The sequence below is a fragment of the Glutamicibacter sp. NPDC055354 genome (assembly GCF_053644955.1).
Map to the genome: position 1 here is coordinate 606,950 of NZ_JBSHMB010000002.1, position 26,167 is coordinate 633,116.

The 26,167-nt window shown below is 62.5% G+C and carries 26 protein-coding genes; 14 read left to right on the forward strand and 12 right to left on the reverse strand.

The genetic code is table 11. The features are described from left to right. The first annotated feature begins 12 nt into the window (after nucleotides 1–12). Nucleotides 13–1,350 carry an MFS transporter gene (locus ACWICV_RS13075; RefSeq protein ID WP_105658151.1) on the forward strand — a complete coding sequence of 446 codons (1,338 nt, stop codon included), beginning with the start codon at nucleotides 13–15 and terminating at the stop codon, nucleotides 1,348–1,350. Here ACWICV_RS13075 and ACWICV_RS13080 read toward each other — a convergent pair. Continuing rightward, nucleotides 1,347–1,892, reverse strand: a complete 546-nt coding sequence (locus tag ACWICV_RS13080; RefSeq protein WP_454091130.1) for a GNAT family N-acetyltransferase — start codon at nucleotides 1,890–1,892, stop codon at nucleotides 1,347–1,349. The two genes, ACWICV_RS13075 and ACWICV_RS13080, sit on opposite strands and share 4 nt — an antisense overlap. 103 nt (nucleotides 1,893–1,995) lie before the next feature. Next, complete coding sequence (locus ACWICV_RS13085) at nucleotides 1,996–2,361, reverse strand: DUF1844 domain-containing protein (RefSeq protein ID WP_013348478.1); 366 nt, start codon at nucleotides 2,359–2,361, stop codon at nucleotides 1,996–1,998. A gap of 329 nt (nucleotides 2,362–2,690) precedes the next feature. Between ACWICV_RS13085 and infC the strand changes: the two genes are divergently transcribed. The 9 genes from infC to ACWICV_RS13130 all read left to right on the forward strand — a co-directional run bounded on the left by infC (nucleotide 2,691) and on the right by ACWICV_RS13130 (nucleotide 10,756). Next, nucleotides 2,691–3,341, forward strand: a complete 651-nt coding sequence (gene infC, locus ACWICV_RS13090) for a translation initiation factor IF-3 (RefSeq protein ID WP_388023856.1) — start codon at nucleotides 2,691–2,693, stop codon at nucleotides 3,339–3,341. Nucleotides 3,342–3,506: 165 nt separating this feature from the next. Beyond that, nucleotides 3,507–3,701, forward strand: a complete 195-nt coding sequence (gene rpmI, locus ACWICV_RS13095; protein WP_013348480.1) for a 50S ribosomal protein L35 — start codon at nucleotides 3,507–3,509, stop codon at nucleotides 3,699–3,701. A 104-nt stretch (nucleotides 3,702–3,805) separates the two neighbouring features. Beyond that, a complete protein-coding gene (gene rplT / locus ACWICV_RS13100; RefSeq protein ID WP_105658148.1) occupies nucleotides 3,806–4,456 on the forward strand; it encodes a 50S ribosomal protein L20, sunset domain variant in 651 nt (216 codons plus the stop codon). Between the two features lie 111 nt (nucleotides 4,457–4,567). Beyond that, nucleotides 4,568–5,482 (forward strand): TrmH family RNA methyltransferase, encoded by a 915-nt coding sequence (locus ACWICV_RS13105; protein ID WP_454091131.1) that lies wholly within the window; start codon nucleotides 4,568–4,570, stop codon nucleotides 5,480–5,482. Continuing rightward, nucleotides 5,472–5,912, forward strand: coding sequence for a (deoxy)nucleoside triphosphate pyrophosphohydrolase (locus ACWICV_RS13110; protein WP_400290507.1), 441 nt, complete (start codon nucleotides 5,472–5,474; stop codon nucleotides 5,910–5,912). The genes ACWICV_RS13105 and ACWICV_RS13110 overlap by 11 nt, the downstream gene beginning before the upstream one ends. 72 nt (nucleotides 5,913–5,984) lie before the next feature. Continuing rightward, complete coding sequence (locus tag ACWICV_RS13115; protein ID WP_388023849.1) at nucleotides 5,985–6,626, forward strand: LppM family (lipo)protein; 642 nt, start codon at nucleotides 5,985–5,987, stop codon at nucleotides 6,624–6,626. 142 nt (nucleotides 6,627–6,768) lie between these two features. Then, nucleotides 6,769–7,848, forward strand: coding sequence for a phenylalanine--tRNA ligase subunit alpha (gene pheS / locus ACWICV_RS13120; RefSeq protein WP_105661889.1), 1,080 nt, complete (start codon nucleotides 6,769–6,771; stop codon nucleotides 7,846–7,848). A 3-nt stretch (nucleotides 7,849–7,851) separates the two neighbouring features. Further along, nucleotides 7,852–10,395, forward strand: a complete 2,544-nt coding sequence (pheT, locus tag ACWICV_RS13125; protein WP_454091132.1) for a phenylalanine--tRNA ligase subunit beta — start codon at nucleotides 7,852–7,854, stop codon at nucleotides 10,393–10,395. A 151-nt stretch (nucleotides 10,396–10,546) separates the two neighbouring features. Beyond that, complete coding sequence (locus ACWICV_RS13130; protein WP_454091133.1) at nucleotides 10,547–10,756, forward strand: hypothetical protein; 210 nt, start codon at nucleotides 10,547–10,549, stop codon at nucleotides 10,754–10,756. Here ACWICV_RS13130 and ACWICV_RS13135 read toward each other — a convergent pair. The 3 genes from ACWICV_RS13135 to ACWICV_RS13145 all read right to left on the reverse strand — a co-directional run bounded on the left by ACWICV_RS13135 (nucleotide 10,753) and on the right by ACWICV_RS13145 (nucleotide 12,221). Further along, entirely contained in the window at nucleotides 10,753–11,235 is a 483-nt protein-coding gene (locus tag ACWICV_RS13135; RefSeq protein WP_454091134.1) for a GNAT family N-acetyltransferase, read from the reverse strand. The two genes, ACWICV_RS13130 and ACWICV_RS13135, sit on opposite strands and share 4 nt — an antisense overlap. Before the next feature lie 81 nt (nucleotides 11,236–11,316). After that, on the reverse strand, nucleotides 11,317–11,904 hold the full coding sequence (locus ACWICV_RS13140) for a hypothetical protein (RefSeq protein WP_454091135.1): 588 nt from the start codon (nucleotides 11,902–11,904) through the stop codon (nucleotides 11,317–11,319). Between the two features lie 44 nt (nucleotides 11,905–11,948). Next, entirely contained in the window at nucleotides 11,949–12,221 is a 273-nt protein-coding gene (locus ACWICV_RS13145) for a hypothetical protein (RefSeq protein ID WP_454091136.1), read from the reverse strand. Between the two features lie 127 nt (nucleotides 12,222–12,348). Here ACWICV_RS13145 and ACWICV_RS13150 point away from each other — a divergent pair, with 127 nt between their 5' ends. Further along, on the forward strand, nucleotides 12,349–13,056 hold the full coding sequence (locus tag ACWICV_RS13150) for a hypothetical protein (RefSeq protein WP_454091137.1): 708 nt from the start codon (nucleotides 12,349–12,351) through the stop codon (nucleotides 13,054–13,056). On the opposite strand, the gene ACWICV_RS13155 is transcribed toward ACWICV_RS13150, so the two are convergent. Beyond that, nucleotides 13,045–14,028, reverse strand: a complete 984-nt coding sequence (locus tag ACWICV_RS13155) for a GNAT family N-acetyltransferase (protein WP_454091138.1) — start codon at nucleotides 14,026–14,028, stop codon at nucleotides 13,045–13,047. The genes ACWICV_RS13150 and ACWICV_RS13155 overlap by 12 nt on opposite strands. Before the next feature lie 119 nt (nucleotides 14,029–14,147). Here ACWICV_RS13155 and ACWICV_RS13160 point away from each other — a divergent pair, with 119 nt between their 5' ends. Further along, the gene (locus ACWICV_RS13160; RefSeq protein ID WP_454091139.1) at nucleotides 14,148–14,621 is read left to right on the forward strand and encodes a GNAT family N-acetyltransferase; all 474 of its coding nucleotides are present in this window, start codon (nucleotides 14,148–14,150) and stop codon (nucleotides 14,619–14,621) included. A 60-nt stretch (nucleotides 14,622–14,681) separates the two neighbouring features. On the opposite strand, the gene ACWICV_RS13165 is transcribed toward ACWICV_RS13160, so the two are convergent. After that, the gene (locus tag ACWICV_RS13165; protein ID WP_105658140.1) at nucleotides 14,682–15,203 is read right to left on the reverse strand and encodes a phosphoribosyltransferase; all 522 of its coding nucleotides are present in this window, start codon (nucleotides 15,201–15,203) and stop codon (nucleotides 14,682–14,684) included. A 294-nt stretch (nucleotides 15,204–15,497) separates the two neighbouring features. On the opposite strand from ACWICV_RS13165, the gene ACWICV_RS13170 reads away from it, so the two are divergent. Further along, entirely contained in the window at nucleotides 15,498–17,012 is a 1,515-nt protein-coding gene (locus ACWICV_RS13170) for a DUF5129 domain-containing protein (RefSeq protein ID WP_400290519.1), read from the forward strand. A 47-nt stretch (nucleotides 17,013–17,059) separates the two neighbouring features. Beyond that, a complete protein-coding gene (locus tag ACWICV_RS13175) occupies nucleotides 17,060–17,692 on the forward strand; it encodes a 4'-phosphopantetheinyl transferase family protein (RefSeq protein WP_402472192.1) in 633 nt (210 codons plus the stop codon). 22 nt (nucleotides 17,693–17,714) lie between these two features. Here ACWICV_RS13175 and ppk2 read toward each other — a convergent pair whose 3' ends face one another. From ppk2 to ACWICV_RS13200, 5 genes are all read right to left on the reverse strand, one after another. Beyond that, nucleotides 17,715–18,611 carry a polyphosphate kinase 2 gene (gene ppk2, locus ACWICV_RS13180; RefSeq protein WP_400290525.1) on the reverse strand — a complete coding sequence of 299 codons (897 nt, stop codon included), beginning with the start codon at nucleotides 18,609–18,611 and terminating at the stop codon, nucleotides 17,715–17,717. A gap of 131 nt (nucleotides 18,612–18,742) precedes the next feature. Next, nucleotides 18,743–20,044 carry a M1 family metallopeptidase gene (locus tag ACWICV_RS13185; RefSeq protein WP_454091140.1) on the reverse strand — a complete coding sequence of 434 codons (1,302 nt, stop codon included), beginning with the start codon at nucleotides 20,042–20,044 and terminating at the stop codon, nucleotides 18,743–18,745. A gap of 13 nt (nucleotides 20,045–20,057) precedes the next feature. Next, entirely contained in the window at nucleotides 20,058–23,993 is a 3,936-nt protein-coding gene (locus ACWICV_RS13190) for a Pls/PosA family non-ribosomal peptide synthetase (RefSeq protein WP_454091141.1), read from the reverse strand. A 166-nt stretch (nucleotides 23,994–24,159) separates the two neighbouring features. After that, complete coding sequence (locus ACWICV_RS13195) at nucleotides 24,160–25,083, reverse strand: amidohydrolase family protein (protein ID WP_454091142.1); 924 nt, start codon at nucleotides 25,081–25,083, stop codon at nucleotides 24,160–24,162. A gap of 16 nt (nucleotides 25,084–25,099) precedes the next feature. Beyond that, nucleotides 25,100–26,068, reverse strand: a complete 969-nt coding sequence (locus tag ACWICV_RS13200) for a quinone oxidoreductase family protein (protein ID WP_400290537.1) — start codon at nucleotides 26,066–26,068, stop codon at nucleotides 25,100–25,102. Between the last annotated feature and the right edge of the window lie 99 nt (nucleotides 26,069–26,167).

Here is a 26,167-nt window from a genome sequence, read left to right on the forward strand (position 1 = left end):
AACTTTCCGGGCATGAAAAGCTATTGGCAGATTTTGCGTCAACCGCAGATCTCACTTCTGTTGCTGATTGGCATGATTGCCCGACTTCCGCACTCTGCATTGAGCATGCTGCTGCTCCTGCACCTGGTGAACAACCTCGGCCAATCCTGGGTTTCGGCCGGTCTGGTCACGGCCGTCATGACCTTGGGCATCGCCATTGGCGCCCCGTGGCGCGGTGCCCGCGTTGATGTCTGGGGACTGCGCCGCGCGATGATCCCATCGGTGATCGTCGAAACACTCGTCTGGTGCACGGTGCCGCATGTTCCACTGGTCTGGGTGTACCCGCTGGCCTTCATCGGCGGACTCTTCGCGCTACCGGTCTTCTCAGTGGTGCGTACCGCGCTGGGCATCATGACCACCGGCGAACAACGCCGTACCGCCTTCGCCTTGGATGCCACCGCCACCGAACTGGTGTTCATCGTCGGACCTGCAAGCGCCGGCATTGTCGCCACCCAGATCAGCAGCGTCATTGGATTGAGCGTCATCGGCGTGACCTCGACGGTTGCCGGGTTGGCGCTGATGATCCTGAATCCGCCAACGCGCAGCGATGATCCCAAGGCGATCGCCTCGCGGGCCAACGTGCACGAGGAACGCTTGGGGGCGGAGGCCAGCTTCATTGCGGCCGCGCCGATGGGTGTACCCGAAGTCGAGGGCGAGCTGATCGCAGCCGGCATGAAGTCTGCCCGCGCCCGCATCAAGCAGCGTGGCCGCAACTTCAAGAACCGTTTCAACTGGGTCAGCGCTTCGGTCCTGGCAGTATTCATTGCCGCGGCCGGAGCAGGCATGCTGCTCACCGGCACAGAAGTGGCCATCGTGGCCGAATTGGACGCGTCGGCGCAGAGCCACCAGCTGGGTCTGGTGTTCTTCTTCTGGTGCGGAGCTTCGCTGGTCGGCGGCCTGATCTACGGGTCGATGAAGCGGGTTATTTCTCCACTGGTGCTGCTGCTGAGCATGGCCGTGCTGACGATCCCCATGTACTTCGCGTGGGATACCTGGTCATTGGCGCTGTTCTCCGCACTTCCCGGCTTCCTGTGCGCGCCGACGCTGTCGGCGGCCTCTGAGTGGCTCACCGACTTGGTGGCCGAAAAGCGTCGCGGCGAAGCCATGGGCTGGTATGGCTCTGCGATGACCGCTGGCACCGCGTTGGGATCGCCGATCACCGGCATATTCGTCGACAACCTCGGACCCGCCCCGGCCTTCCTTGGCATCGGCGCCATGGCTGCAGTGGTCGTGGTGATTGCCTTGATTGCGCAGCAGATCCGCCGCCGCGTTCGCCGCGCCCGCCGCCGTCGCCTGGAAACGATCGCCTAGGCTCGTGGAGCTGCCCTGAGCCGCGAGTACATGTACATGTCCCTGCGTGCGGTGCCCACCTGTTCCCAGCTGCGCAGCAAGCCTTCACGCTGGAAGCCGCACGCTTCAGCGGCCCGCCACGACCCCTCGTTCCACGGCTCCACGTAGAGCTCGATCCGGTCGATTCCCGGATGCTCCAATGCCCAGGCGCCGAGCGCTGCCAACGCGTGCTTGGCAATGCCGCGCCTGCGGTGCTCCGGTGCGATCCAGTACCCGATGCTGGCCCTGCCGTGGTCGGCATTGCGCAGCCACAAGCCGATTTGCCCGACGGCACGATCCGTGGCCGTTTCGGCTATGGCAAATGAATACCCGCTGCCCTCGGCCACCCGGCGGTGCTGGCGCTCGATGAATGCCGTATAGCCGGCTTCAGTTCCTTGCGCCGGGACCGTGGTGATTTGCGTAATGTAGGGGTCCGTGGAGGCCTGCCTCACGGCAGGAATGTCGCTGGGCTGGAAGGGGCGGAGCCGGAAAGCGCCGGCGACGATCACTGGTTGTTCGAGCATCTGCATGATTCCAACTTAGCGTGGTGATCCAGACAACAATGGACCCGTTTCCCTGGGGAAACGAGTCCATGATGTTAATCTCTTAAAATTCAGCCAATATTACCTAGTTGACCGGTCCGGTGAACTTCTCGCCCGGGCCCTTGCCTGGTGCATCCGGGATGATCGAAGCTTCGCGGAAGGCCAGCTGCAGGCTGCGCAGGCCGTCACGCAAAGGCGCTGCGTGCTGCGAGCCGATCTCAGGCGCACCGGCGGTGACTAGGCCTGCCAGTGCGGTGATCAGCTTGCGGGCCTCATCGAGATCCTTCAGCTCATTGGCATCTTCGCCCTCTGCAAGTCCGCACTTGACTGCTGCTGCACTCATCAAGTGGACGGCGGCCGTGGTGATGATTTCAACGGCTGCAACTTCTGCGATATCGCGCACCTGCTGGTCGACAGCGTGCTGGTGCGAGTTGGTGTCTTCGTTAGTCATACTGCTAAGCTTGTCACAGACCGACTCGATGCCGGTACTTCTCGCAGTTCTCCAGCTAGCACTGGATGAGGGATTCGTACTAGTATTGAGCCATGCAAGTGGAGGCCAACTCCCACCCGCTGTCGCCGTTTCCAGGCTTCCGGGTATTTCGGCAGGATTGCAGCAATGCATTCCCCAAGCGCTTACGCAGGAGCAATCCCGTGTTCGGCTTTGTCGTTCTTTTGGCCTTCGCCTGCAATCGCAGACGGGGGCCTTCTTTGTTTGCGGTCATGGATTACGAATTTCAGGAGTGACACATCAGCGATCCACGCATTAATGAGCGCATTCGCGTGCCAGAGGTACGTCTCGTCGGCCCTAATGGCGAGCAGGTAGGCATCGTCCGTATCGAGGACGCGCTTCGTCTTGCTCTCGAGTCCGATCTGGACTTGGTCGAGGTGGCACCCAGCGCCAAGCCTCCAGTGTGCAAATTGATGGATTTCGGCAAGTACAAGTACGAAGCCGCTGTCAAGGCTCGCGAAGCTCGTAAGAACCAGACCAACACGGTCTTGAAGGAAGTCCGCTTCCGCCTGAAGATCGACACCCACGACTACGAGACCAAGGTTGGCCACGCACTGCGCTTCCTGGGCGCCGGCGACAAGGTCAAGGCCATGATCCAGTTCCGTGGTCGTGAGCAGCAGCGTCCAGAGATGGGCATTCGCTTGCTTGAAAAGTTTGCAGCAGACGTCGCCGAAGTTGGAATCATTGAATCCAGCCCGCGCATCGATGGCCGAAACATGGTCATGGTTGTTGGTCCGCTGAAGAACAAGGCAGAGGCTCGCCGCGAACAGCAGCAGAAGTCGGGTGGCCGCAGCGCGGCCAAGCGCAAGATCCGCACCGACGCGCCGGCTGAGACCGAGGGCCAGAATGTCGCAGCTTCCATGGATGATGAAGCCCGCGCCAAGTTGGAGCAGGCACGTCAGGCAGCTGAAGGCGACGCCTAGCCAAGCCTGTTGGGCTTTCGAGCCCGTCACCGTTCACGGTGAAGGATCTTCTTCCGGGAAGGTCCAACTACAAGAGAACAACAGCGGTCACCTTTATCGGGGCCCGCTTCGGATGATCCCCACCCGGTGCTTTACCGGGTGGAGCACGTAAGGAGAACGGCAGCTATGCCGAAGTTCAAGACTCACAGTGGCGCCAAGAAGCGCTTCAAGCTCACCGGTAGCGGTAAGCTCGCTCGCCAGCAGGCCAACCGTCGCCACTACCTGGAGCACAAGTCCTCGCGCGTTACCCGTCGCCTGGCTTCTGACCAGATCGTCGCTAAGGCCGATGTAAAGACCATCAAGCGGATGCTGGGCCTCTAAGCTCTCCCTTTCGCAATACGGGGAAGCAATACCCCACCACCCATAGATTTCACCCATCCCGCAAAATCGCGGGCACTGGGGAACTGACTTGAAGGAGTACACACGTGGCACGTGTGAAGCGGGCAGTAAACGCCCACAAGAAGCGTCGCGTCGTTCTGGAACGCGCAAAGGGTTACCGCGGTCAGCGTTCGCGCCTGTACCGTAAGGCCAAGGAGCAGCTGCTCCACTCGTTCGTTTACAGCTTCAACGACCGCCGTAAGCGCAAGGGCGACTTCCGCCGCCTGTGGATCCAGCGCATCAACGCTGCATCCCGCGCCAACGGCATGACCTACAACCGTCTGATCCAGGGCCTGAAGGCTGCTCAGATCGAGGTTGACCGTCGTATGCTCGCAGAGCTGGCTGTTTCGGACTCGAACGCTTTCGCTACCCTGGTAAAGCTTGCCAAGGATGCACTTCCAGCTGACGTCAACGCCCCAAAGGCTGCCGCTGCTGAGGTTGCTGCACCTAAGGCTGCCAAGGCTCCAAAGGCTGCTGCCAAGTCCGTCGAGGGCGAAGGCGTAGTCAAGGCCGTTGAAGGCGAAGACGCACCTGAGGGCTTCATCATCAAGGGCAACGCTGGCTCGAACAAGTACCACGTTCCAGGCTCGACCTGGTACGACCAGACCGAAGCCGAGTTCTGGTTCAACTCCATCGAAGCTGCCAAGGCTGCAGGCTTCGAACCAGCTGGCGGCGAATCCCGTCAGCAGATGAAGTAAATCTCTTCTCTCTTTGAGCTGAGGCTCAGGTAGGACAGATCACACCGAAGGGTGGGTCCCGCGCACAGCGCGGACCCGCCCTTTGCATGTTTCTACCGGTATTCTCGAGACATGAGCAGTTTTCCTCCAGAAGTGATGTCCAATCCACGCGCCGAACGAGTCAAGGCCATCGCGCGTCTGGCCAAGAGCAAGGGGCGCGAAGCCACCGGCGAATACCTCGTTGAGGGCCCGCAGGCGGTACGCGAAGCACTCAAGGCCCATCTGGAGGACGACAACCTGGTCCAGGGCGTCTATGTTGTCGGCGGCTTTCTGGAGAGCCACGAAGAATTCGTGCAGCTGCTCGATAGCGCCAAGGTTCCAACCCGCATCGTCACCGGCGAAGTGCTGCACGCCATGGCTGACACCCAGACCCCGCAGGGCATTCTTGCCGTGGTCGCCATGTCCCAGCCGCAGCTGAGCGAGGTGCTGGACACCAAGCCGAAGCTGATCGCCGTGCTCTGCCGCATCCAGGACCCGGGCAATGCCGGCACCATCCTGCGTGCCGCCGATGCCGCCGGAGCCGATGCGGTGATCCTGACCAAGGGCAGCGTGGATATCTACAACCCGAAGGCCGTGCGCTCCACCGCCGGTTCGCTGTTCCACGTACCGGTGCTGAACAACATCGAATTCGACCTCCTGGTCGCCGCCGCGAAGACCACCGGAAGCCAGATCCTGGCCGCCGACGGCTATGCTGCCCACAACCTGGACACCCTGCAGGATGCCGCCGTGCTGCGTGCAAGCCAGCCAGGCACCGAAGCGCCAGAAGCACAGCCGGTGCTGGAAGCGCCAACCCTGTGGCTGTTCGGCAATGAAGGCCAGGGGCTGGAGGAGCGCGAGAAGGACGCCGCCGACTACCGCGTGGCTGTGCCGCTCTACGGTGTTGCCGAATCCCTGAACGTGGGTACTGCATCCACCGTCTGCCTGTACGCTTCGGCCCGCGCCCAGCGCTCAGCGAATCGGAGCGCACTGGACTCCCATGGCAGCTGAACTCAAGCAAATTGTTGCCGTGGCCATCGTCGATGACCTGGCCCGGCCCACCAAGCTCCTGGCCGCGCGCCGCAACCGCCCTCAAGCCCTTGCCGGGCTCTGGGAATTCCCCGGTGGAAAAGTCGAACCCGGCGAGAGCGAAGTCCAGGCCGTGCACCGCGAGCTGCGCGAGGAACTCGGGGTGCAGATGCGTCTTGGCGCGCCCATCCCAGGCCCGCATCCCCAAGGGTGGCAGCTGAACGAGAAGGCCGCCATGCGCATGTGGTTCGCCCAGATCACCGAGGGCGAGCCAGCGACCCTGGACGGGCATGACCAGCTGGCCTGGCTGGAACTCGATGACTCGCTGTCCGCCGTCGTCCCGTGGATTCCAGCCGATGCGCCGATCGTGGCGGCATGCCTGGCCCAGGCACGTGCCGGGGCGCAGCACTAAACACCCGTAAGCTTGTTACCGCGCCAACTTCTGGCACTGTGCCTATAGCCGATATTTTGAGGAGCACTTTTCGTGAAGCGATTTATGAGCGTTATCGCTCTGGCCTTCGCCGCCGTCCTAGCCCTTTCTGGTTGCGTCAACATGAACGCAGAAGTCGACGTCTTGGGCAAAGACAAGGTCGCCGGGGCCATGCAGCTGACCCTGCACAAGTCGACGCTCAATGGCGTCAGCTTTGAAGAAGTCCTCGAGAGCCAGATCGACATCGAAATGATGGAACAGCAGCTGGGGGACCAGTGGAGCTACAGCAACATCGATGATGGCGAAAACGTCGGCCTGCGCTTTGAAACCACCAGCCCGATGACCTACGTCCAGCTGGCTGACGCATTCCGCGTCTTCGGCTTCGAAATCAACCTGGGCGATGACGGGAAGGAATACTCCTTCTCGATGCCGGGCGACAAAGCCACCGTGGATTCTTCCTTCACCGAAGCGAACCTGCACGTCACCTTCCCCGGCGCAGTCACCTCGCACACCCCGGGTACCGTCGAGCACCACACCGTCACCTTCGACATGATCAAGGGCGCCGCCGCCTACCAGGCTACCGCCAAGGTCGACCACACCATGTTCTACTCCGCAGTATTCGGCGGGGCGCTGCTGGTTTTGACCTTCGTCTTCGTTGCCGCTTTCGCGCCAAAGGGTGCCAAGGAATCGCATTAATGAGCAGCAATCCTGCTTCAAGGTAAGAAGCTTCACGCCAAGGGCCCGTCATCGGTGAAACGATCACGGGCCCTTAGCCATAGAATGGAAGCAAAGTGTTCTACGCGTAAGTACAAGATAAGAGTAAGGATCGATCGATCCCATGTCTGATCAGACAACTGAACAAGCTCCTGTCGGGGAGTCCAATGTTCCGCACCCAACCGATGAAGCCGGCATCCAGGGCGCGGTCGATGCCGCCCTGGCAGCCATCCAGGCCGCTGGCGACCTGAACGAGCTGAAGGAAGCGCGCCTGGCCCACACCGGCGAGAAGTCCGCGCTGTCCCTGGCCAACCGCCAGATCGGCAAGCTGGACAAGACCCAGAAGGCTGTTGCCGGCAAGCTGGTCGGCGGTGCCCGCGGACGGGTCAACAAGGCCCTGGCTGCCCGCACCACCGTGCTCGAAGAAGCCGAAGCCGCCCGCATCCTGGTCGAAGAAACCGTGGATGTCACCGCGGCCGCCCGCCGCCGCAGCGTTGGCGCCCGCCACCCGCTCTCGGTCCTGCAGGACCGTGTATCCGACATCTTCGTCGGCATGGGCTGGGAAATCGCCGAGGGCCCGGAAGTCGAATCCGAATGGTTCAACTTCGACGCGCTGAACTTCAAGCCGGACCATCCTGCCCGCGAAATGCAGGACACCTTCTTCGTGGAGCCTGCCGACGCGCACCTGGTGCTGCGTACCCACACCTCCCCGGTGCAGGTCCGCTCGATGCTCGAGCGCGATGTGCCGGTCTACGTGCTGTGCCCTGGGCGCACCTTCCGCACCGATGAGCTCGATGCCACCCACACCCCGGTTTTCCACCAGTTCGAAGGCCTGGCCGTGGACAAGGGACTGACCATGGCCGACCTGCGCGGCACCCTGGAGCACTTCGCCCGGCAGATGTTCGGTGCCGAAGCGCAGATCCGTCTGCGCCCTGCCTACTTCCCGTTCACCGAGCCATCGGCAGAGCTGGACATCTGGCACCCAGGTGCCAAGGGCGGACCGCGCTGGATCGAGTGGGGTGGCTGCGGCATGATCAACCCGAACGTGCTGCGCGCAGCTGGCATTGATCCCGAAGAGTACTCCGGCTTCGCCTTCGGCATGGGCATCGAGCGCACGCTCATGTTCCGCAACGATGTCCCAGACATGCACGACATGATCGAGGGCGACATCCGTTTCAGCCAGCACTTCGGGATGGAGATCTAAGCAATGCGTATTCCACTATCTTGGCTGCGCGAGTACGCGCAGGTACCAGCCGACGCATCGGCTGAAGACGTCATGGCAGACCTGGTCAAGGTCGGCCTCGAAGAAGAAGACGTCCACCGTCCAAGCGATGAGCTCTCGGGCCCCATCGTGGTCGGCCAGGTGATTTCCCTGGAAAAGGAAGTTGCCTCCAATGGCAAGACCATCAACTGGTGCCAGGTTCGCGTGGTTCCAGAAGGCGCCGAGCAGACCCTGACCGGCAAGGGCATCGACCCCTCGGGCGTGCAGGGGATCGTGTGCGGTGCGCACAACTTCGTGGAAGGCGACAAGGTCGTTGTCACCCTGCCCGGCGCCGTGCTGCCAGGGGACTTCAAGATCTCGCCGCGCAAGACCTACGGCCACACTTCGGCGGGCATGATCGCTTCCTCCCGCGAGCTGGGCATCGGCGAAGACCACGACGGCATCATGGTCCTGTCCAAGCTGGGCCTGGACCCGGAACTGGGCACCGACGTCTTCGAGCTCTTCGGCCTGGATGACCAGGCGGCGGAGATCAACGTGACCCCGGACCGCGGCTACTGCTTCTCGATCCGCGGCGTAGCGCGCGAATACGCGCTGGCCACCGGCACCTCCTTCACCGATCCCGCATCGATCGTGACCGTTTCGGAAACCACCGAAGCCGGCCATGAAGTAGTTCTCCGCGACGAAGCGCCGATCTACGGCGTACCGGGCTGCACCCGCTTCGTGACCCGCGAGGTCACCGGCATCAACCCGAGCCTCCCGACCCCGCGCTGGATGGCTTCGCGCCTGCAGCTGGCCGGCATGCGCTCGATCTCGCTGGTAGTCGATATCTCCAACTACGTCATGCTGGAACTCGGTGCGCCACTGCACTTCTACGATGCTGACAAGCTGGCCGGTGCGATTACCGTGCGCCGCGCCAACGCCGGCGAAAAGCTGGTGACCTTGGATGCCAAGGAACGCGAGCTGTCGGTCGAGGACCTGCTGATCACCGATGAGTCCGGCGCCATTGGCATTGCCGGCGTCATGGGCGGCGCGGCCACCGAGGTCTCGGATTCGACCAGCCGCGTGCTGATCGAAGCCGCGCACTTCGACACCGTGTCCATCGGCCGTTCGCGCCGTCGCCACAAGCTGCCTTCCGAAGCCTCCAAGCGCTTCGAGCGCGGCGTGGACCCACGCATCATGCAAATCGCGGCCCAGCGTGCCGTGGACCTGCTGGTGCAGCTGGCCGGCGGCACCGAAACCACCAAGGCCACCGACGCGGGCCAGATTCCTGCCGACACCCAGATCCAGCTGCCGGCAGGTTTCGCTGGAGCCCTGATCGGCGTGGACTACACCGATGAGCAGACCATCACCGCGCTGGAAGGCATCGGCGCGAGCGTTGAGCAGAACGCCGAGGGCTTCCTGGTCACCGCACCAAGCTGGCGCCCGGATTTGGACATCAAGGAAGACCTGGTCGAGGAAGTAGCCCGCGTAGTCGGCTATGACAAGATCCCGGCGACCTTGCCTGTGGCCCCTCCGGGCCGTGGCCTGACCCGCGCCCAGTCCCAGCGCCGCCGCCTGCTGCAGGGCTTGGCAGATGCAGGGCTGACCGAGGTCTTGAACTACCCATTCGTTTCCGAAGCGCAGAACAGCACCTTTGGTGCTGCGCAAGCCGGTACCGAGGTCAAGGCCATTTCGCTGGCCAACCCGATTTCCAAGGAATTCCGCTTCCTGCGCACCTCGCTGCTGCCGGGCTTGCTGGAAACCGCTCGCCGCAACATCGGCCGTGGCTTCCGCGACCTGGCACTGTATGAAGGCGGCCTCGTCTTCCTGCCAGGTACGCAGCTGGGTTCCTCGGTTCTGCCTCCGCTAGGTGAAAAGCCAAGCGATGAGGTCCTGGCCGAACTGTTCAACGGCGTCCCTGACCAGCCATGGCACCTGGCCGCGGTTCTCACCGGCCGCGAAGCATCGGCTGCGGCCGGCTTCGCACCGCGTGCCTGGGACTGGGCCGACGCGCTGGATGCGGCGCACTGCGCAGCAGATGTCCTCGGCGTTGAGCTTGAGGTTGCCCAGGGCAGCCACCAAGCCTTCCACCCGGGCCGTGTTGCAGTACTGAAGGTTTCCGGGCAGGTCGTTGGCTACGCCGGTGAACTGCACCCGCAGCTGCTCAAGGACCAGGACCTGCCAGCACGTACCGTGGCCATGGAACTTAATGCTGCCGCACTGATGGCTGCTGCACCTGCAGTGGTTGTGGCCCAGCAGCACCTGTCCGCCCAGCCGCTGGCTACCCAGGACGTGGCCTTGGTTGTCGACCAGGACGTCGTGGCTGGCGATGTGCTTGCCGCCCTTCGCGAAGGCGCCGGTGAACTGCTCGAAGACATCGCGCTGTTCGACGTGTACCAGGGCCAGGGCATCGAAGACGGCAAGAAGTCGTTGGCCTTCGGCCTCAGGTTCCGTGCCGCCGACCGCACCCTGACCGCCGACGAGGCGTCCGAGGCTCGTGCCGCCGCGGTGGCTGCGGCTACCGAGAAGTTCGGCGCTTCCCAGCGCTAGGCTTTCGGCCTGCCAGATGCCCTGCTGCTCTCCCGATGATCGGGAAGCGGCAGGGCATTTTGCTTTGTCGCCATGCCCGGGTTGGACAGGTTGAGGACTACACTTGATCTGGGATACCGACAAGGCGACTAGATGAGGGAAGAGGCTTGAAGTGAAGGGATTGCGGTCATGCGGTGCTGTGCTGCTGGTGTTCTTCCTCGGGATCCTGGCCATTGCCGTCCTCATCGCGGCAGGCTGGGCAGCGGTGCTGTTTATCCAGCGTGGCGCCGGAACCCACCTCGAAGAACCGGCGACCCCGAGCGCTACGGTAGAGGAAGAAGCACCCGATAGGCTCCGCCCATCGGAAACCTACACGCCCTAGCTGGCAGGTGGCACCGGTACAGTGGGAAGAACCCGTGTCAACGTTATGAGCCCAGGGCCTTCCTTCGCCTGCGCGATGAACCCGTAACGGGCAAGCACTTTCAGCGAGGCGATATTCGAGGCATCGGCACGAGCGATAAATGCGCTTCGACCGGTTTCCTGCAATTGCGCGAGCCCCTCGCTGACTATTTCCTTCGCCAAACCTTGGCCCCAGCATTCCGGGGCGATCCAATAGCCGATTTCGGTGGCATGCCTGCGTTCGGTAGCGGTGAAAAGTCCAACCGGAGAATTCTGGCGGCGCGCGATAAACCAGGAGATCTCCGGAGTGCTCAGGGCATGATCCACGCGTTGCGCGGTGTACTCCAGGCTCCAAGTGCTTCCGTCGCCGATATGGGCCATGACGCGTTCGTCTGCAGCCAGGCGCGCAACGAAATCTGCATCCGCCTCGGTCATTGGCGTTAGCAGCAGTGAAGGACCCATGGGTTCAGCCTATGCGGGAACGAAGCGCGGGCAAACTTGTTTCATTGGCCGTAGCTTTCCCGAAAAGGTACAAGGCCAGCCCTAGATGCGGGATTCCGCTGCTGCTATCGCCAGACGCGAAGATGCGAGTTGATCTTCAGAGGCGTTCAGCCTCTGCCTTAGGGATAGGGAACTGCGGAAACAGTCCAGGGCTTGGCCGATCAGGCCCCGGTCCAAATAGAGCTTGCCATGGTGTTGCAGGGCAAAAGCTTCAAGGGTGGTGGCTACGTGTTTCTCTGCAGCGGAGGCGCAGTCCCTATTCTGAATAGACGCTCGCGCTGACTCAAAGATTGCCTGGGCGAGTTCGAAACGACCCTGCCAATGCAGAACATGGGCTAAGCGAAGCGCTGCAGCAACGCCAGAATAGGGCAGTGCATTGCTGCTCGCGAAATCCTGGCTGGCAAAGCCGCTTCGACGCAGGCAGCTCCATGCCAGCTCTTCGGCTTCTTCCAGTCGCCCGGTCATTCTCAGCCACCCGATGCGTTCTGCTTCGCCTGGTGTCCCGAGTTCTTCCAGATGGAGGATTCTTGCCTCCACGGCTGAAACGTCGGTAACAATTTCACGCAGCGTCGGTGGATCAATCGAATATTCCGCTGCAACGGATTCTTTGCTTGTCGAGTTGGCAGTCATATTCGAATCCACATTTGCGCTCCGAACCTTTCAAACTCTTCGAATTACGGGGCCGATCCCTGTATGCGCGTAGCCACATTTTTTTCCAATTCTTCATCGACGCGAGCTCGCCATGAAGGCAACCAGCTTCTGATCTGCAAATCCATCACTGATGCACAGAGGTCTTGATCAACGCCGAAAAGATTAGCCAGATCAGCTATTGCAGTTTCCCAGTCTGTAGCCTGATCCACTATGGCAAAAACTTCATCACGGCGGTCTAATGCCATTTTCATTACTTCAAGGGTTTCTTCGGTGAGAGATTTCGCTGGATTGGCCACGACCCTATCCTGCCAGACCTTTGGGAACTGACGTGAATGGAATTTCGGGTGATTTAAGCCTGCACCGAACGCCCATCTGGAGGTCCCCTTCATGGACAAGAACTAGATATCGGAGCATGCTAAAGGCATGAGAAAGGATGGACGTGTTGATGCGGCCACGCCGGATCCACGCTTGGCACAAGCAGAACAACTCAAGCTCATGCCTGTTGCGATAATGGGACTGCGCGCACAGCCACTGTTGGACGATGCGGGATACCTGAGTATTCAAGACAACTATGACGACCATGGTCTGTGCGATATGAGTGTGACTGTCGGCTACACCCTTTGGGATGCTGCGGATGATCGATCGAAATTCCTAAGTGGCTTGGAGCAAGGTGCAGTCGAAGGGGTGGTGCCTGGCTCCGTTCACCAGTACAAGCGGCCGCGGTGGCTGGAAGAATACGTCCGTCGCATGAACTATCCGCAATTATTTGAGGCCGTAAGAACTACATGGACGCGTGATGCAGAAGCAGCCCAGCCGTTGGCCGCAGCGCTGGTTGATCATGCCAACTACGTACTTATCAACCAATTTCGGCAGGAGCTCGGATTGCCTCAGGAATCGTCGGCGATACCGCCGATGATGTTGACCGAGAAGACGGTCAACGGCCACGCAGAGGTCCAGATTGAGGATAGTAAAACCGCAGGTGCTGAGATCGACACCGACCCGTACATCTACGCGGCCGGGGTGGAATTTCCTAGCGGCGCACTCATGACCGCGGTCCTGCCACGCAAGTACTTGCATCAGCTGGAGCTGCGATTTGCGGCTCGCCCGCAAGGAAAGGGATCAGCCGCCTAGAGGCGAGCATTTCTTTTGATAGACCGCTTCATGCTCGACCGGCACAAAGCCGATTTTCTCATTGATCGCATGCATCCAAGTATTCTGGTCGTCGCTGCTAGTTCTTACCCGGTGAATCGTCCCCAGGCGTTTGGTAGCGTCCAGGCTAGCTGCCTTCACCGCTGTCCCGAGCTGATGTCCTCGATGCTGGCGAAGAACGAGCGTCCCGTCGATATTCGAAGGGCTCTCCGGTGCCGGCGCAACAACAAGGCAGGTCCACGCAGCCACGTCACCGTGCTTGTCCAGCGCAATGGATTCAATGGCCGTGGAACCTTGGGCGATCCATTGCGTGATTTCCTGAGCGTATTCTTCCGCGGAAACCGCTGACTCGCTCCAGCCTAATTCGCCATTTGGAGCCTGCGCATCTACGAGCCCCTTGATTTGTCCAACTTGTTTTCGCAGGTGCTCCGGAACGCCGTTGACGTGGGTCGAAACTTCGTAGCCACGAGTGGCTCCTTGGCACCAAGGAGTCCAGGAATCAAGGTCCAGCTCCAGCACGGTTTCAGTAGTAGCTACGTGGTAGCCAAGCGGGGCAACGAATTCCTGTTCCAGGGCACCAAGTTCAGCGGAAGTGCCGCGGTAGGCGCTGGAGACGAATCGTTTCACCGACGAAGGGCTAATCTCTTCAGCAGCGGAAACTAGCGCGCTTCCGATGGAACGCGACTGGTAGATGGGATCGACCCAAACATAGATCCACGACGTGTCGGGAGCGGAGTGGTGGGTCATCGATGCCGAGAAGCCGAGTAAGGAAGAACCTTCCCAAGCACCGCGGAGGTTCTTGCTCCATCCGTCAGCGGCACGCCACTGGAGCATTCGAGCCTCGACACCGATTCCTTGCCAACCAGGACGGGCCTTCTCGTTCGCGGCAGCCTCGATTCGGCTGGCAGCGCGAAGCGCGTCGTCGTCGAAAACGCTGAGGCTGCCAATTCGCATGCCAACATCTTATGGCCTCGCTTCGCTGAATTCCGCCAGGCGCTGCCGGAAGATGATAATGAACGGGAAAAATTCATGGGGCGCACGCGGCGCACCGAAAACGCTTCTAGGATCGATGCATGAGTACTAGTTCGAATAGCATTCGTCGCGCCAGATCAGGCGATACCGCGGAGATCTACCGTCTGGCGCGTCTGTTTACGCCGAGTGTAGGGCTGGACGCAGAAGACTTTGAAAAGAATTTCCAGTCGCTGGTAAATGATTCCAGCTGGTTCATCTGCGTTGCCGAATCCGTCCAGGGGCTATCGGGCTATGCGGCGGCCCAGGATTACGGACGGGGGCTGCGCGCCCCGTTCAGCGTTGGCCGATTGCATGACTTATTTGTGGCACCTGCCGCCCGGCGCACGGGTACCGGAAAGAAGCTGGTTGAAGGAGTTTTCCACTGGGCTAGGCAACGCACGGTTCCGATGATTTTGGACTGGCAAGCCACCCCCGAATCAATTGCCTTCTACGAGTCCTTCGGGATGGAAGCCGACTTCACCGGGGACTTTCCGCAATGCCCCGGATTCAGCCTGGACTTGCGCCCGCGGCAGTAGCTTCGAAACAAAAGCAGGGAACGGCGAAAGTTCGCCGTTCCCTGCTGAAATCCAAATACTTTACTTGGCTGCGCCAGCGGTAACTGGTGGCAGATCCGACCATGGGAAGGTAATCCACTTGTCGGTGCGGCGCCATTCGTAATCCGGGACCATGATGGTGCGCGGCTTGGTGTACAGGCAGACGGTCTTGACCTCGGCGCCCCAGGCAGACACCAGATCGACAACCTTTTCAAGGGTGCGGCCGGAGTCGGAGACATCGTCAACGATCAGGATCTTCTTGTCGCGCAGGTGGCCATCGTCCAGCATTGGAGGAAGAACCACTGGCTCCGGCAGGACGGTGCCGATGCCGGTGTAGAACTCCACGTTCAGCGCACCGCAGGCCTTGACGCCCAGAGCGTAGGAAATCGAGCCGGCCAGCAGCAGGCCGCCTCGTGCTACTGCCAGAACGATGTCCGGCTCGAAGCCGTCGTCGACAATGGTCTGTGCCAGTTCGCGGGAAGCTTCACCGAAGGTGTCCCAAGTGAGGATCTCGCGCTCTGGTTCTGAAAGGACGGATGCCCCGGAATCGTCAATGCTAGTCATTCTGCAATTTTAGCCCCGAATTTGGTGCGGTGCTGTCCAGTTCAAACCAATCGATCATTTTTTCCTCCCATGCCCGGAGGATTCCCATCCGTTGATCAGGCATGAATAGGCATGCAATGCACCTGCTTGAGGAATCCATCACTTTTCGGCGAATCCCGGTTGGAACAAGCGCGTTGCGGCCCCAATGCGCCGAAAGCCGTCTTAAGGATGATCGATGCCACACCCCGGCTCGCTAGGATAGGAGAAAGGCCATCAGCCGGAGATAACCCGGAACTCGAAAGAAGGAGACGCATCGTGGGCCCACGAACCCGAAGCATTCGAATAGCCGTTACCGCAGCGGCACTTTCCTTGGGCCTGGCTGGCGCCCTGCCTGCCGCGCAAGCTGCCACCGGTGTGCAGGTCGTGGCCGGGCAGAACCTGGAATCAGTCACCATCGAGGATTCCACCGGCAAGCTCAATGAGCAGCGGCTGCGTGATGCACTGGACGAGCTCGATTTCAACGAGCCCACGGACGTGGCAATCTACGCCCGCAACGGAGAATACTCCGATGACATCAACACCAAGACGCTGGAATACGCCAAGTCATCCCATCCGGAATGGATATCAGGGAAGCCCGAAGACTATGGCGACTACTGGGCCGACGGCCTGTTCATCATCACCTTGTCCATCGAAGGAGAAGGAGATGGACAGATCGGCACGTACTTCGGCGAAGACCGCAAGGTCTCAGAGAGCTCCATGGAGAGCATCCACGAAGCCGGCTACGACGACTTCAATCTATCCCGGTGGACCGACGGCGTCATTGCGGTAGCCGATCAGGCGGCCGTGATCATGAATCGGCCCTGGTACCAGCACCCGGCCTTGTGGATATCCACGGGCGTCGGAGGCCTCGTGGCTGCCATTATCGGCGGCGTCGCACTGCACACTCGGTCAACGCGGCGGAAAACCTTCGCGGAAGAACTGCATCAGGGGACCTTGCACCTGACCAACGTCACGATGGATCTGGAAGAAACCGAATTGGCGGCTCGTACGCTGCCGTCGGCTTCAGGGCATGCAGCCGAGCTGGAGCAGCGCTTCACCAAGTTCATGGCCAAATACCGTGCTTGTTTTGAAGCGCAGCAGGCACTGGAAGACTCGGGCAAGAAGGAGCGCTCCGGCTCCGAAGGCGTTCGCTTCGCCAAGGAGTTCCGCGAAACAGCGCAGTCCCTGGACCTGACCGATGACGCCATCATCGCCGCGGCGGCGCTTTATACCCGTTCAGCATCCTGGGAAGAGGCGTGGCATGCACAGACCGAGCCGCTAGAAGAGGACCTGGACGAGATCAGGGAGTTGCTCAACGACGTAGAGCCGGAATTGATGGGCAGCGCGGCCGCCTTGGCTTCCTACCGGGAAATGGCAACCACGCAGCTCGGCGAACTGTCAGCGCAGCTGAAGGAAGAATCGATCACGGTGGATCAAGCGCTCGATGGATTATCGGAGTTGCGTGCCGAATTGACCGAAAAGCTGGATGTCTTCGGCCAAGCTCAAATCGAAGTGTATGCGGAAAGTGCCGAAGAGAAGGCCGACATGCAATCGGCATTGAAGAAATCCCGCTACGAATCCGGGGCATATGACGGCCGTTCCGGCACCATCCTGGACGTTTTGAATCCCGCATCGATGTATTGGCGGGTGGGTGGCTACCACCACGGATATTCCGCGGGCGTCAGCGCAGTGGCCGAGTCGCGTGAAGCAGCGAGCTCGTCGGGCGGAGTCTCCGGCGGATACTCTGGGGGCGGAAGCTTCTCCGGCGCTGGCGGATCTTCGCGCTTCTGATAGAAGGCAACGATATCTTCGCAGAGCTGCTGCCGTCTTCGGTACATGTGGTCCAGTCGCGTACCGAGCTGGAAGACGGCCGATCCTATGGGGAAGAAGAACGGTACATCGCCGAGGCGGTGCCTGAGCGGCAGCAGGAATTCCGTACTGTCCGTGTCTGCGCTCGCCGAGCGCTGGCACAACTGGGCCATGCGGGCGTTGCCTTGGTTCCAGATCAAAAACGGGCACCGATCTGGCCAGCTGGCGTGGTGGGGAGCATGACCCATTGCGCTGGCTTCCGTGCAGCGGCAGTAGCCTCCGCCAACGATATTCGCGGCCTTGGCATCGACGCCGAACTGCATGCTCCGCTGCCGGCAGAAATCCTCGACATCATCTTGCTTCCCGAAGAGCAGGTGATGGCCGCCGAGCTATCGGCGCACCATCCGGGCATCGCCTGGGACCGGCTGATTTTCAGCGCCAAGGAAAGCGTCTTCAAGGCGTGGTTCCCGCTGACCAGGCAGTGGCTGGATTTCCTGGAATGCGAGATTCGCGTCGATGCGCAGTCCCGCCGTTTCTACGCAGGAATCCGGGCTACGGGACCGGTTGCCGCGCGGCATGCTCTCGCATCGATGAGCGGTCGCTGGAACGCCGAAGGACCGCGCGGCCAAGGGCTGCTGGGGACCTGCGTCATCGTTCCCTAGCAGCGGTGCACCGGGAACGGATCTAGAATTCTTCGCCGTGGGTAATCACATTGGCCGCGCGGCCCACGATTTTCGGATCGGGGGAGCCCACCAAGTGGTGGTCCTTGCCCTTGTACTCGAAAAGGTTCAGCACGTGGCGCATCGCCTGCAACCGGGCGCGCTTCTTGTCGTTGGACTTCACAACGGTCCACGGGGCATGCTCCGTATCGGTCTTGAGGAACATTTCCTTTTTGGCTTGGGTGTACTTTTCCCACTTATCCAAGGACTCGAGATCCATGGGCGAGAGCTTCCACTGGCGCACCGGATCGATGCGGCGGATGGTGAATCGGGTCAGCTGCTCGCTGGCGGACACCGAGAACCAGAACTTCACCAGGTCGATGCCCTCGTCGACGACCATCTTCTCGAAGGCGGGAGTCTGCTCCAGGAAGTGGTCCACCTGGGTTTCGGTGCAAAATCCCATCACGCGTTCGACGCCGGCACGGTTATACCAGGAGCGGTCGAAGAGCACGATCTCGCCAGCCGACGGGAAGTGCTGCACATAGCGCTGGTAGTACCACTGGGTGGACTCGCGCTCGCTCGGCTTTTCCAAGGCCACCACGCGGGCGCCACGCGGGTTCAGGTGTTCGGTGAAACGCTTGATCGTGCCGCCTTTGCCGGCCGCATCGCGGCCTTCGAAAACGATCATAATCCGGCGGCCATGGGCTTTCGCCCATTTCTGCAGTTTCAGCAGTTCGATCTGCAGTGCCCGCTTTTCAGCCTCGTAGGTGGCGCGATCCAGTTTCTGGAAATACGGGTAGTTCTCCCGCCAGGTATCGACGATGCTTCCATCGGCGCGGACCAGCACCGGATCGTCATCGTCGTTATCGAGGACGGAATAGCCCTGGAAGGCTTCATCGAGCAGGGGGATCTCTACAGTCATGCAATGACCGTAGAGCTATCCGGTGAACAGCTTGTGAACAAATGCTGAACAAGACCAAGCCAGAGGGTTGTTTGTGATGAAGGACAACAGCCCTGCGGACCTGGCCGGAACATCATGGCGCCGTGCGCCGATCAGGCAGGGAAGGGCGGAAGCGCCTCGGAAAACAGCCATGCGTCCAGGATGGCCTGGATCTCTTCCGCCGGTGCGTAGTGGCCCAATAGGTCAGCGAACTTCTGCGTGCTCACCGTCGAATGCTGATGCGTGGCGGTCCATTGGCGAAGCATCGTGTAGAAGTCCGTTTCGCCCAACCGCCGCATCAGCGCATACAGGGCCAGCGCTCCGCGCTTGTACACCCGGTCATCGAACATGTCCTGGGGCCCGGGGTCCCCGACCATGATGTCCTGCGGCAAGCCTTCGAGCAGGGCCCACGCGTGGCGGGCACGCTCGTCCAACGCCATCACCTGGGCTTCTTCGGAGTACACCCATTCGCTGAAGCAAGCGAAACCCTCGTTGAGCCAGATATCCTTCCAGCGCCCCGGAGTCAGGGAGTTGCCGAACCACTGGTGCGCGAACTCGTGGGCGATCAGGCGCTGGGCTTCCCACTGCAACGACAAGTGGTTCTTGCCGAAGATGCTCAGGCCCTGGGCTTCGAGCGGGATCTCCAGCTCGTCATCGACCACGACGATCTTGTAGCTCTCGAACGGGTACGGGCCGAATTTCCGCTCGAACAGCTCGGCCATCGCCGTCTGCTTCGCGAACGCGCCGCGCACCGGCACCTCGGTTCCCGGAACCGAGTAGGCCACCAGGTGGCCGCCTTCATCGAAAGGAATCTGGCTATAACGGCCGATCTGCACGGTGGCGAGGTAGCTGGCCATCGGCTCACGCTGCTCGTAGACCCACGTCTCGCGGCTGGCCGAACGGCGATGGTCCACCAGCTGGCCATTGGCCACGACGCGGTAGCCGGCATCCGCTGAGATCTCGAAGCGGTAGCTGGACTTGTGGCTGGGGTGGTCGTTGCACGGGTACCAGGTCGAGGCGCCTACTGGCTGGCCGGAGACCAGGATGCCATCGGTGAGCTCTTCCCAGCCAAGCTCGCCCCACAGCCCGTTTTCTGCCTGCGGGCTGCCGGCATAGCGCAGGTTCAGCTCCACGCGCTCGCCGGCTTTCACCACTGCTGGCAGGGAAACGACCATCCGGTGGTGCTTCTTGGCCACCGGCACCTTGCGCCCCTGGCAGGTGGCCTTGATGATCTTCAATCCGCTGAGGTTCAACGCGACCTCATTGATATCCTCCAAGGCGCGGATGCGCAGCATGGCCCGGCCATCGAGCAGGTTGCTGGCGAGCTTGATGGCCAACGACAGGTCATAGTGCTCCACCGTGTACGTCGGGGACCCATGGTGCTTGGTGTACTCATCGAGTATGCGGTGGGGCATCGGCGGGGAATCCTCAGGCTTGTTGGTCAGCCGGTTGCTCGGCTTTGGTCTCGGGTTCGATGTTCCAGCGTACCGCCGGATTGCCGCGCCAGTAGGTATTTGCCGGAAGCACCTCGCCGCGCAGCACCAGGCTGGCTGGCCCGGTGGTGGTGCCTTCGGAGATCCGCGCGGCGGGCAGGATGACGCTGTGCGGGCCGAGCGTTGCCCCGGCGCCCAGGGACACCGCGTCGATGGACATGATCCGGTCGTGGAACAGGTGGGTTTGCAGGACACTGCCGCGGTTCACCGTGGCGTGGTCTTCCAATGTCACCAGGTCCGCTTCCGGGAACCAGTAGCTCTCGCACCACACGCCATGGCCGATCTTTGCCCCCTGCGCGCGCAGGAACCAGACCAAGGCCGGGGTGCCCGAAGCCAAGCGGGCGAACCATTGGGCGCAGACCAGCTCGGTGAAGGAATCCACCATTTCGGTGCGCCATATGAAGGAACTCCACAATGCGTGCTCGCCCGGGCGAATCACGCCAACCACCAGCCACTTGGCGGCGACCGCCACCAGGGCGGCGACTGCTCCGGCCAGGACCAGCACCGCGCCGGAAAGCAGGATCGCGACCAGCGGGTTGAAGTAGGCGGTCAAGGCGGACAGCGCCCAAAGCACGCCGCCGGCAATTCCGACCGTGGTGAACACCGCGAGGCCACGGGTCAGCTCCCACCCCGCCCGCATCGCCTTGAGCTTCAGGGTTGGGCGGTAGGTCAGATCCGATTCGCCTTCCACGGTGGTGCGGCGCAGCTTGTGCGGGGGCGAGCCGATCCACGAGGTGCCGGCCTTCATCTTCTTCGGCGTGGCCGACAGCACCGCGATCAGCGAGCGCTTGGGCACCCGGCGCCCGGCATGCAGGATGCCGGAGTTGCCCAGGAAGGCCTTCTTGCCCACGCGAACCGGGGCAATGTGCATCCAGCCGCCGCCGAGCTCGTAGGAAGCAACCATGGTGTCATCGGCCAGGAACGCACCCGAGGAAATGGTGGTCATTTTCGGAATCAGCAGCACCGTGGAGATCTCCACATCGCGGCCCACCTTGGCACCGAGCAGGCGCAGCCAGATCGGGGTGAAGAGCGAGGCGTAGAGCGGGAAGAGCAGGTCGCGGGCGGTATCCAAGACGCGTTCGGTAGCCCAGGCCTGCCAGCCAACGCGGGAAGTGACCGGATGCCACCCCTCTGCCAGGCCGATGGAAAGCAGGCGGACAATAACGATGGTCAGCACCATGGTGGCCAGGAACCACACGGTGGCGCCTAGCAGCACGGCCGGAATGAACCGCCAGCCGATCCCGGCCAGCGATTGCGCGCTGCCAAGTACCGGGGCTATGGCCAGCAACGCGGCGATCACCGGGAGCCACTGTGCGAGGTTCAACGCCATGGAACCGATGCCGCCCAGAATACGGGGCAGCGCCTTGTGCTCCGGTTCCTGCGTTGGCCACTTCGGCTTGGCCTTGCCTTCGCGCTGCGCCGGCGAACCGGCATAGCGGGAATGGCTGCGGGCCTGGCCGTAGACCGCGGATCCGGCTTCAACGATGGTGTGCGCACCGATGGCTGCCCCGGGGGCCAGGGTGCTGCGGGCGCCGATGGAGGCGTGGGCGCCGATCTCAATGGTGCCCACGTGCAGCTTGTCCCCGTCGATCCAGTAGCCCGAGATATCCACCTCGGGCTCGATGGATGCTCCGGGGCCGACTCGCAGCATGCCGGTGACCGGTGGCAGGGTGTGCATGGTCGCGGTGCGGTCGATCTGCGCACCGAGCATCCGCGCATACCAAGGCAGCAGCGGAGCGGACGCCAAGGACACCGGATCGACCACGTCGGCGATGTGCTGGGCCACCCAGAGGCGCAGGTGCACCGAACCCGAGCGGGGGTAGGTCCCCGGCTTCAAGCCGCGGAGCAAGAGCTTCGTGGCCGCGATGGACAGGCCCATGCGCCCTACCGGGGTCACGAAGACCAGCCAGAGGCCGGCAAGCACGTACCACGGGGTCGGCAGGTGCGCCTCGAAAACACCGAGGAACACCAGCACCAGGTGTCCGAGCATGAGGTAGGTGAACCAGCGCAGGCCCGAGAGGATGAACAGCGGCGCGGCGGCCAGGGACTGCGCCCATTGGGTTTCCCGCTGGGTGCGCTTGACCATGCGAGGCTGCGCCGGCGTCGCGGATGGCTGCTGGCTGCCGAGGTATTCGAGCAGTGCACCAAAACGCGGGTAGTCGTAGAGCTGCGCGACGGTCAGGTCCGGGTAGCGGGCACGCAGTGCCGAAACCAGCTGGGCCGCGGCCAGCGACCCGCCACCGGAAGCGAAGAAATCGGCGTCCAGGCCGGCGGCCGAAGCGCCCAGCGCGCCGCGCCAAGCTCCGGCAATAAACTGCCCGGTCTCATCGAGTTCGGGCAGGCCGGAGCCCTCGGCAGCCAGTTCGGCGCCCGGCAACGGCCACGGCAGCGCATTGCGGTCCACCTTGCCGCTGGTCTTCATCGGCAGGCTGCCCATCACCGCCAGGATCGGCACCATCGGCGCCGGCAGGTCGGCAAGCAAGCGGGTGCGCGCTGCACCCAGATCATAGTTTTCCGCTGCCTGCAAGTAGCCGACAAGGACCTTGTTGCCGGTGGCGGTCTCGCGTACCGCTACCGCCGCGGAAGAAACTTCGGGAAGGGAGTTGAGCGCGGCGTCGATTTCGCCCAGCTCGATACGCCGTCCGCCGATCTTCACCTGGTCATCCACGCGGCCGATGAAGATCAGCCCCAGCGGGTCATTGATGACCATATCGCCCGAGCGGTAGGCGCGCTCCCAGCCCAAGGTGGGCATCGGCGCGTACTTCTCGGCATCTTTTTCCGGATCCAGGTAGCGGGCCAGTCCCACGCCGCCGATGATCAGCTCCCCGGATTCCCCTTCGGCGACCGGGATCCCCTCGGTATCAACCACCGCCAGATCCCAACCGTCCAGCGGCAGGCCGATGCGTACCGGCACGCTGCCGTCCATGGTGGCGCCGCAGGCTACCACGGTCGCTTCAGTCGGTCCGTAGGTGTTCCAGACTTCGCGGCCTTCGGTGGCTAGCCGCCCGGCCAGTTCCGGCGGGCAGGCCTCGCCGCCGAAAATCAGCAGGCGCACCGAGTCCAGGGCCTGCGCCGGCCACAGCGCCGCCAAGGTGGGCACGGTGGAAACGGCGGTAATGGAACGGGAAATCAGCCACGGGCCCAGGTCCATGCCGCTGCGCACCAGGGCGCGCGGGGCCGGGACCAGGCAGGAGCCGTTGCGCCAGGCGATCCACATTTCCTCGCAGGAGGCATCGAAGGCGACCGACAGTCCGGCGAGTACCCGGTCGGTGGTGTTCAGCGGATCGCCGGGCAGGAACATCTTCGCTTCGGCATCCACGAAGGCCGCTGCCGAACGGTGGGTGACCGCGACGCCCTTGGGCTTGCCGGTGGAACCGGAAGTGAAGATGATCCATGCGTCATCTTCCAGTCCAGGCATTCGCGGGTTCGCAAAGGGCTTGGGGCGCTGGCTATCGGCCACGACGGTATCGCGTCCCTTGATGATGCCCGCGACTTCGGCCTCGGTGAACACGGTCTTGGCGCGCTCGTCAGGGTCATCGGCATCGACCGGGACATAGGCGGCCCCAACCCACATGATCGCGAGGATCCATTCATACAGGTGCCGGGTGCCCGATTCAACGCGCACGCCGATGCGGTCGCCGGCGCCTAGGCCCTGGGCATGCAGCCGCCGGGCCTTGTTCTTGACCTCTTCGAGCAGCTCCGCGTAGCTCTCTACGCGTTCGCCGTCGTCAATGGCCGGCGCATCGGGATGAGCCTGGGCGGTGGCCTGCAGGATGTCCATGAGGGTGCGCGCAGCCGGCGCCAGGGTTCCGGAGGGGAACTGGGGTGGATGGATTGGTGCATCCGGCGCTGGAGTTCGTTCGTTGTCCATGCTGATCGGATCCGCCCTTCACTAAGAGTGCAAGATGGGTCGCTGGGGGAGAGCGTCCCGGAAGTGAAGTGGATCCTGGAGGGGTGGAACGCAAGGGTTCCAGTCACCATTAAAGCGTGCCGCGGGCGGCCCGCACCAAGAATATGGTTGAACTGTCATGCATCTCTCAACTATTGCGCACCGCCTGCAGCAATTTGCGCGGGGTGTGGTGCAGCACGTCGCGCATCCAGTCCGCGCCCAGCCCCCAGGATTCCAGCGCCTGGATCTGGTGGCTGTAGGAGTAGGGGATGTTCGGGAAGTCGGAGCCGAACACGATCTTGTGCGATAGCCCGGCCACGAGCTGCGGATACTCCGCCGGCAGTGGGGCGATGCGGTTCATGAATCCGGTGCCCACCATGGTGGTATCCAGGTAGACGCCCGGATGCTGCACGGCCAGCTGCGCGAACTGCGCATAGTCGGGCAAGCCGGCATGGGCGATGACCAGCACCAGCTGCGGATGGCGGGCGAGAAGTTCGCGGATCGGCCCGATCCCGGTGAACCGCCCGGCATGCGGCCCATGGCCGCAGTGGATCACCACCGGCGTCCGGGCCTCGGCCAGCAGCGCCCAGGCGCCTTCGAGCAGCGGATCGAGCGGGGTGAAGCCGCCCACCTGCACATGCACCTTGAACAGCTGCACCCCCTCGGCCAGCGGGGCGCGCACCAATTCGGTGGCCCCGGGCTCCGGGTAGAAGGTCCCCGAGCGGATCGCCTCGGGATGGCGGTCGGCGAACTGCCGCGAGTATTCGTTGAGCCAAGCGGCCATGTCCGGGCGGTGGGCATAGTTCAAGGTGCCGTAGGCGATCACGCCCAGTTCCCTCAGCGCGGCAACGCGCTGGGCCTCGGGCAGCCGGTAGCCGATCGGCCAAGGGTATCCGGCGCGCTGGGCTTCGCCATCGAAGTAGGACCAGACCTTGGCCAGCACTTTCTCCGGCATGAAGTGCACGTGCACGTCGATCAGGCCCGGGATGCCTAGGGCCTGCAGGTATGCCGGCACCGCCTCGTCGGTGGCGGGGCGGATGCCGGCGTGCTGGCTCAGTTGCTGCTCGATCATTGCTGGTGAGCCATCGCTAGGGAACCAGGATGACCTTGCCGGTGGTGGCGCGCGATTCCAGCGCGGCATGGGCCGCGGCGGCTTCGGCCAGCGGGAATTCGGCGCCGATGCGCACATCGATGTCCCCGGCGGCCACCCAGCCGAAGATATCGCCGAAGCGCCAGTGCATCTCTTCTTCGGTCGCCAGGAAGTCATCGAGCTTCGGACGGGTCACGCTCAGCGACCCGCCGGCGTTCAGCCGCTGCAGGTTGAAATCCGGGACCTGGCCGCTGGCTCCGCCAAAGAGCACCAGGGTGCCGCGGCGGCGCAGGGCGGCCAGCGAGGTTTCGAAGGTGTCCTTGCCGATGCCGTCGTACACCGCATGCACGCCGGCCCCGCCGGTGACCTGCTCGACGGTGGCGGCGACCTGGTCGTAGTCCACCACGTAGTCGGCGCCGGCAGCCTTGGCCAGGTCCTTTTTCTCCTGGGTCGAGGCGGTGGTGATTACCGTGGCGCCCTTGAGCTTGAGCAGCTGGGTGAGGATCAGCCCCACCCCGCCGGCGCCGGCGTAGGTCAGCACGACATCTCCGGAGTGCACCATGTAGCTCGAATGCACCAGGTAGTGCGCGGTCATGCCCTGCAGCGGCAGGGCAGCGGCAATGCGCAGCTCCACCGCATTCGGGACCTTGCCCGCACGCTTGGCCTCAACCAGCGCATACTGTGCGTAGCCGGCGGTGCCCGAGGCAGTGGCCACCCGGTCGCCGATCTTGTAGTTCTGCACCCCGTCGCCGATCTGCTCCACTACGCCGGAGAATTCGCTGCCCGGGGTGAAAGGGTAATCCACCTTGTAGACGCCGCTGCGCTGGTAGGTCTCGATGAAGTTCACTCCGGTGGCGGCGACCTTCACCAGCAACTGGCCGGGTCCCGGGGCGGGAACGGGCACCTGGCCCAGTTCCAATCCGTTGGCATCTGCTGGTTCATTAACCACAATGGCTTGCTGCTGCATGGCGCGGTACTCCTGGCGTGCGTGCGGGGGGATCCGGGGGAACGGTTCCCGGGTTGGTCTCTACGGCAAGTGTAGGACTTTGCGTCGTTGCGCGGGCCC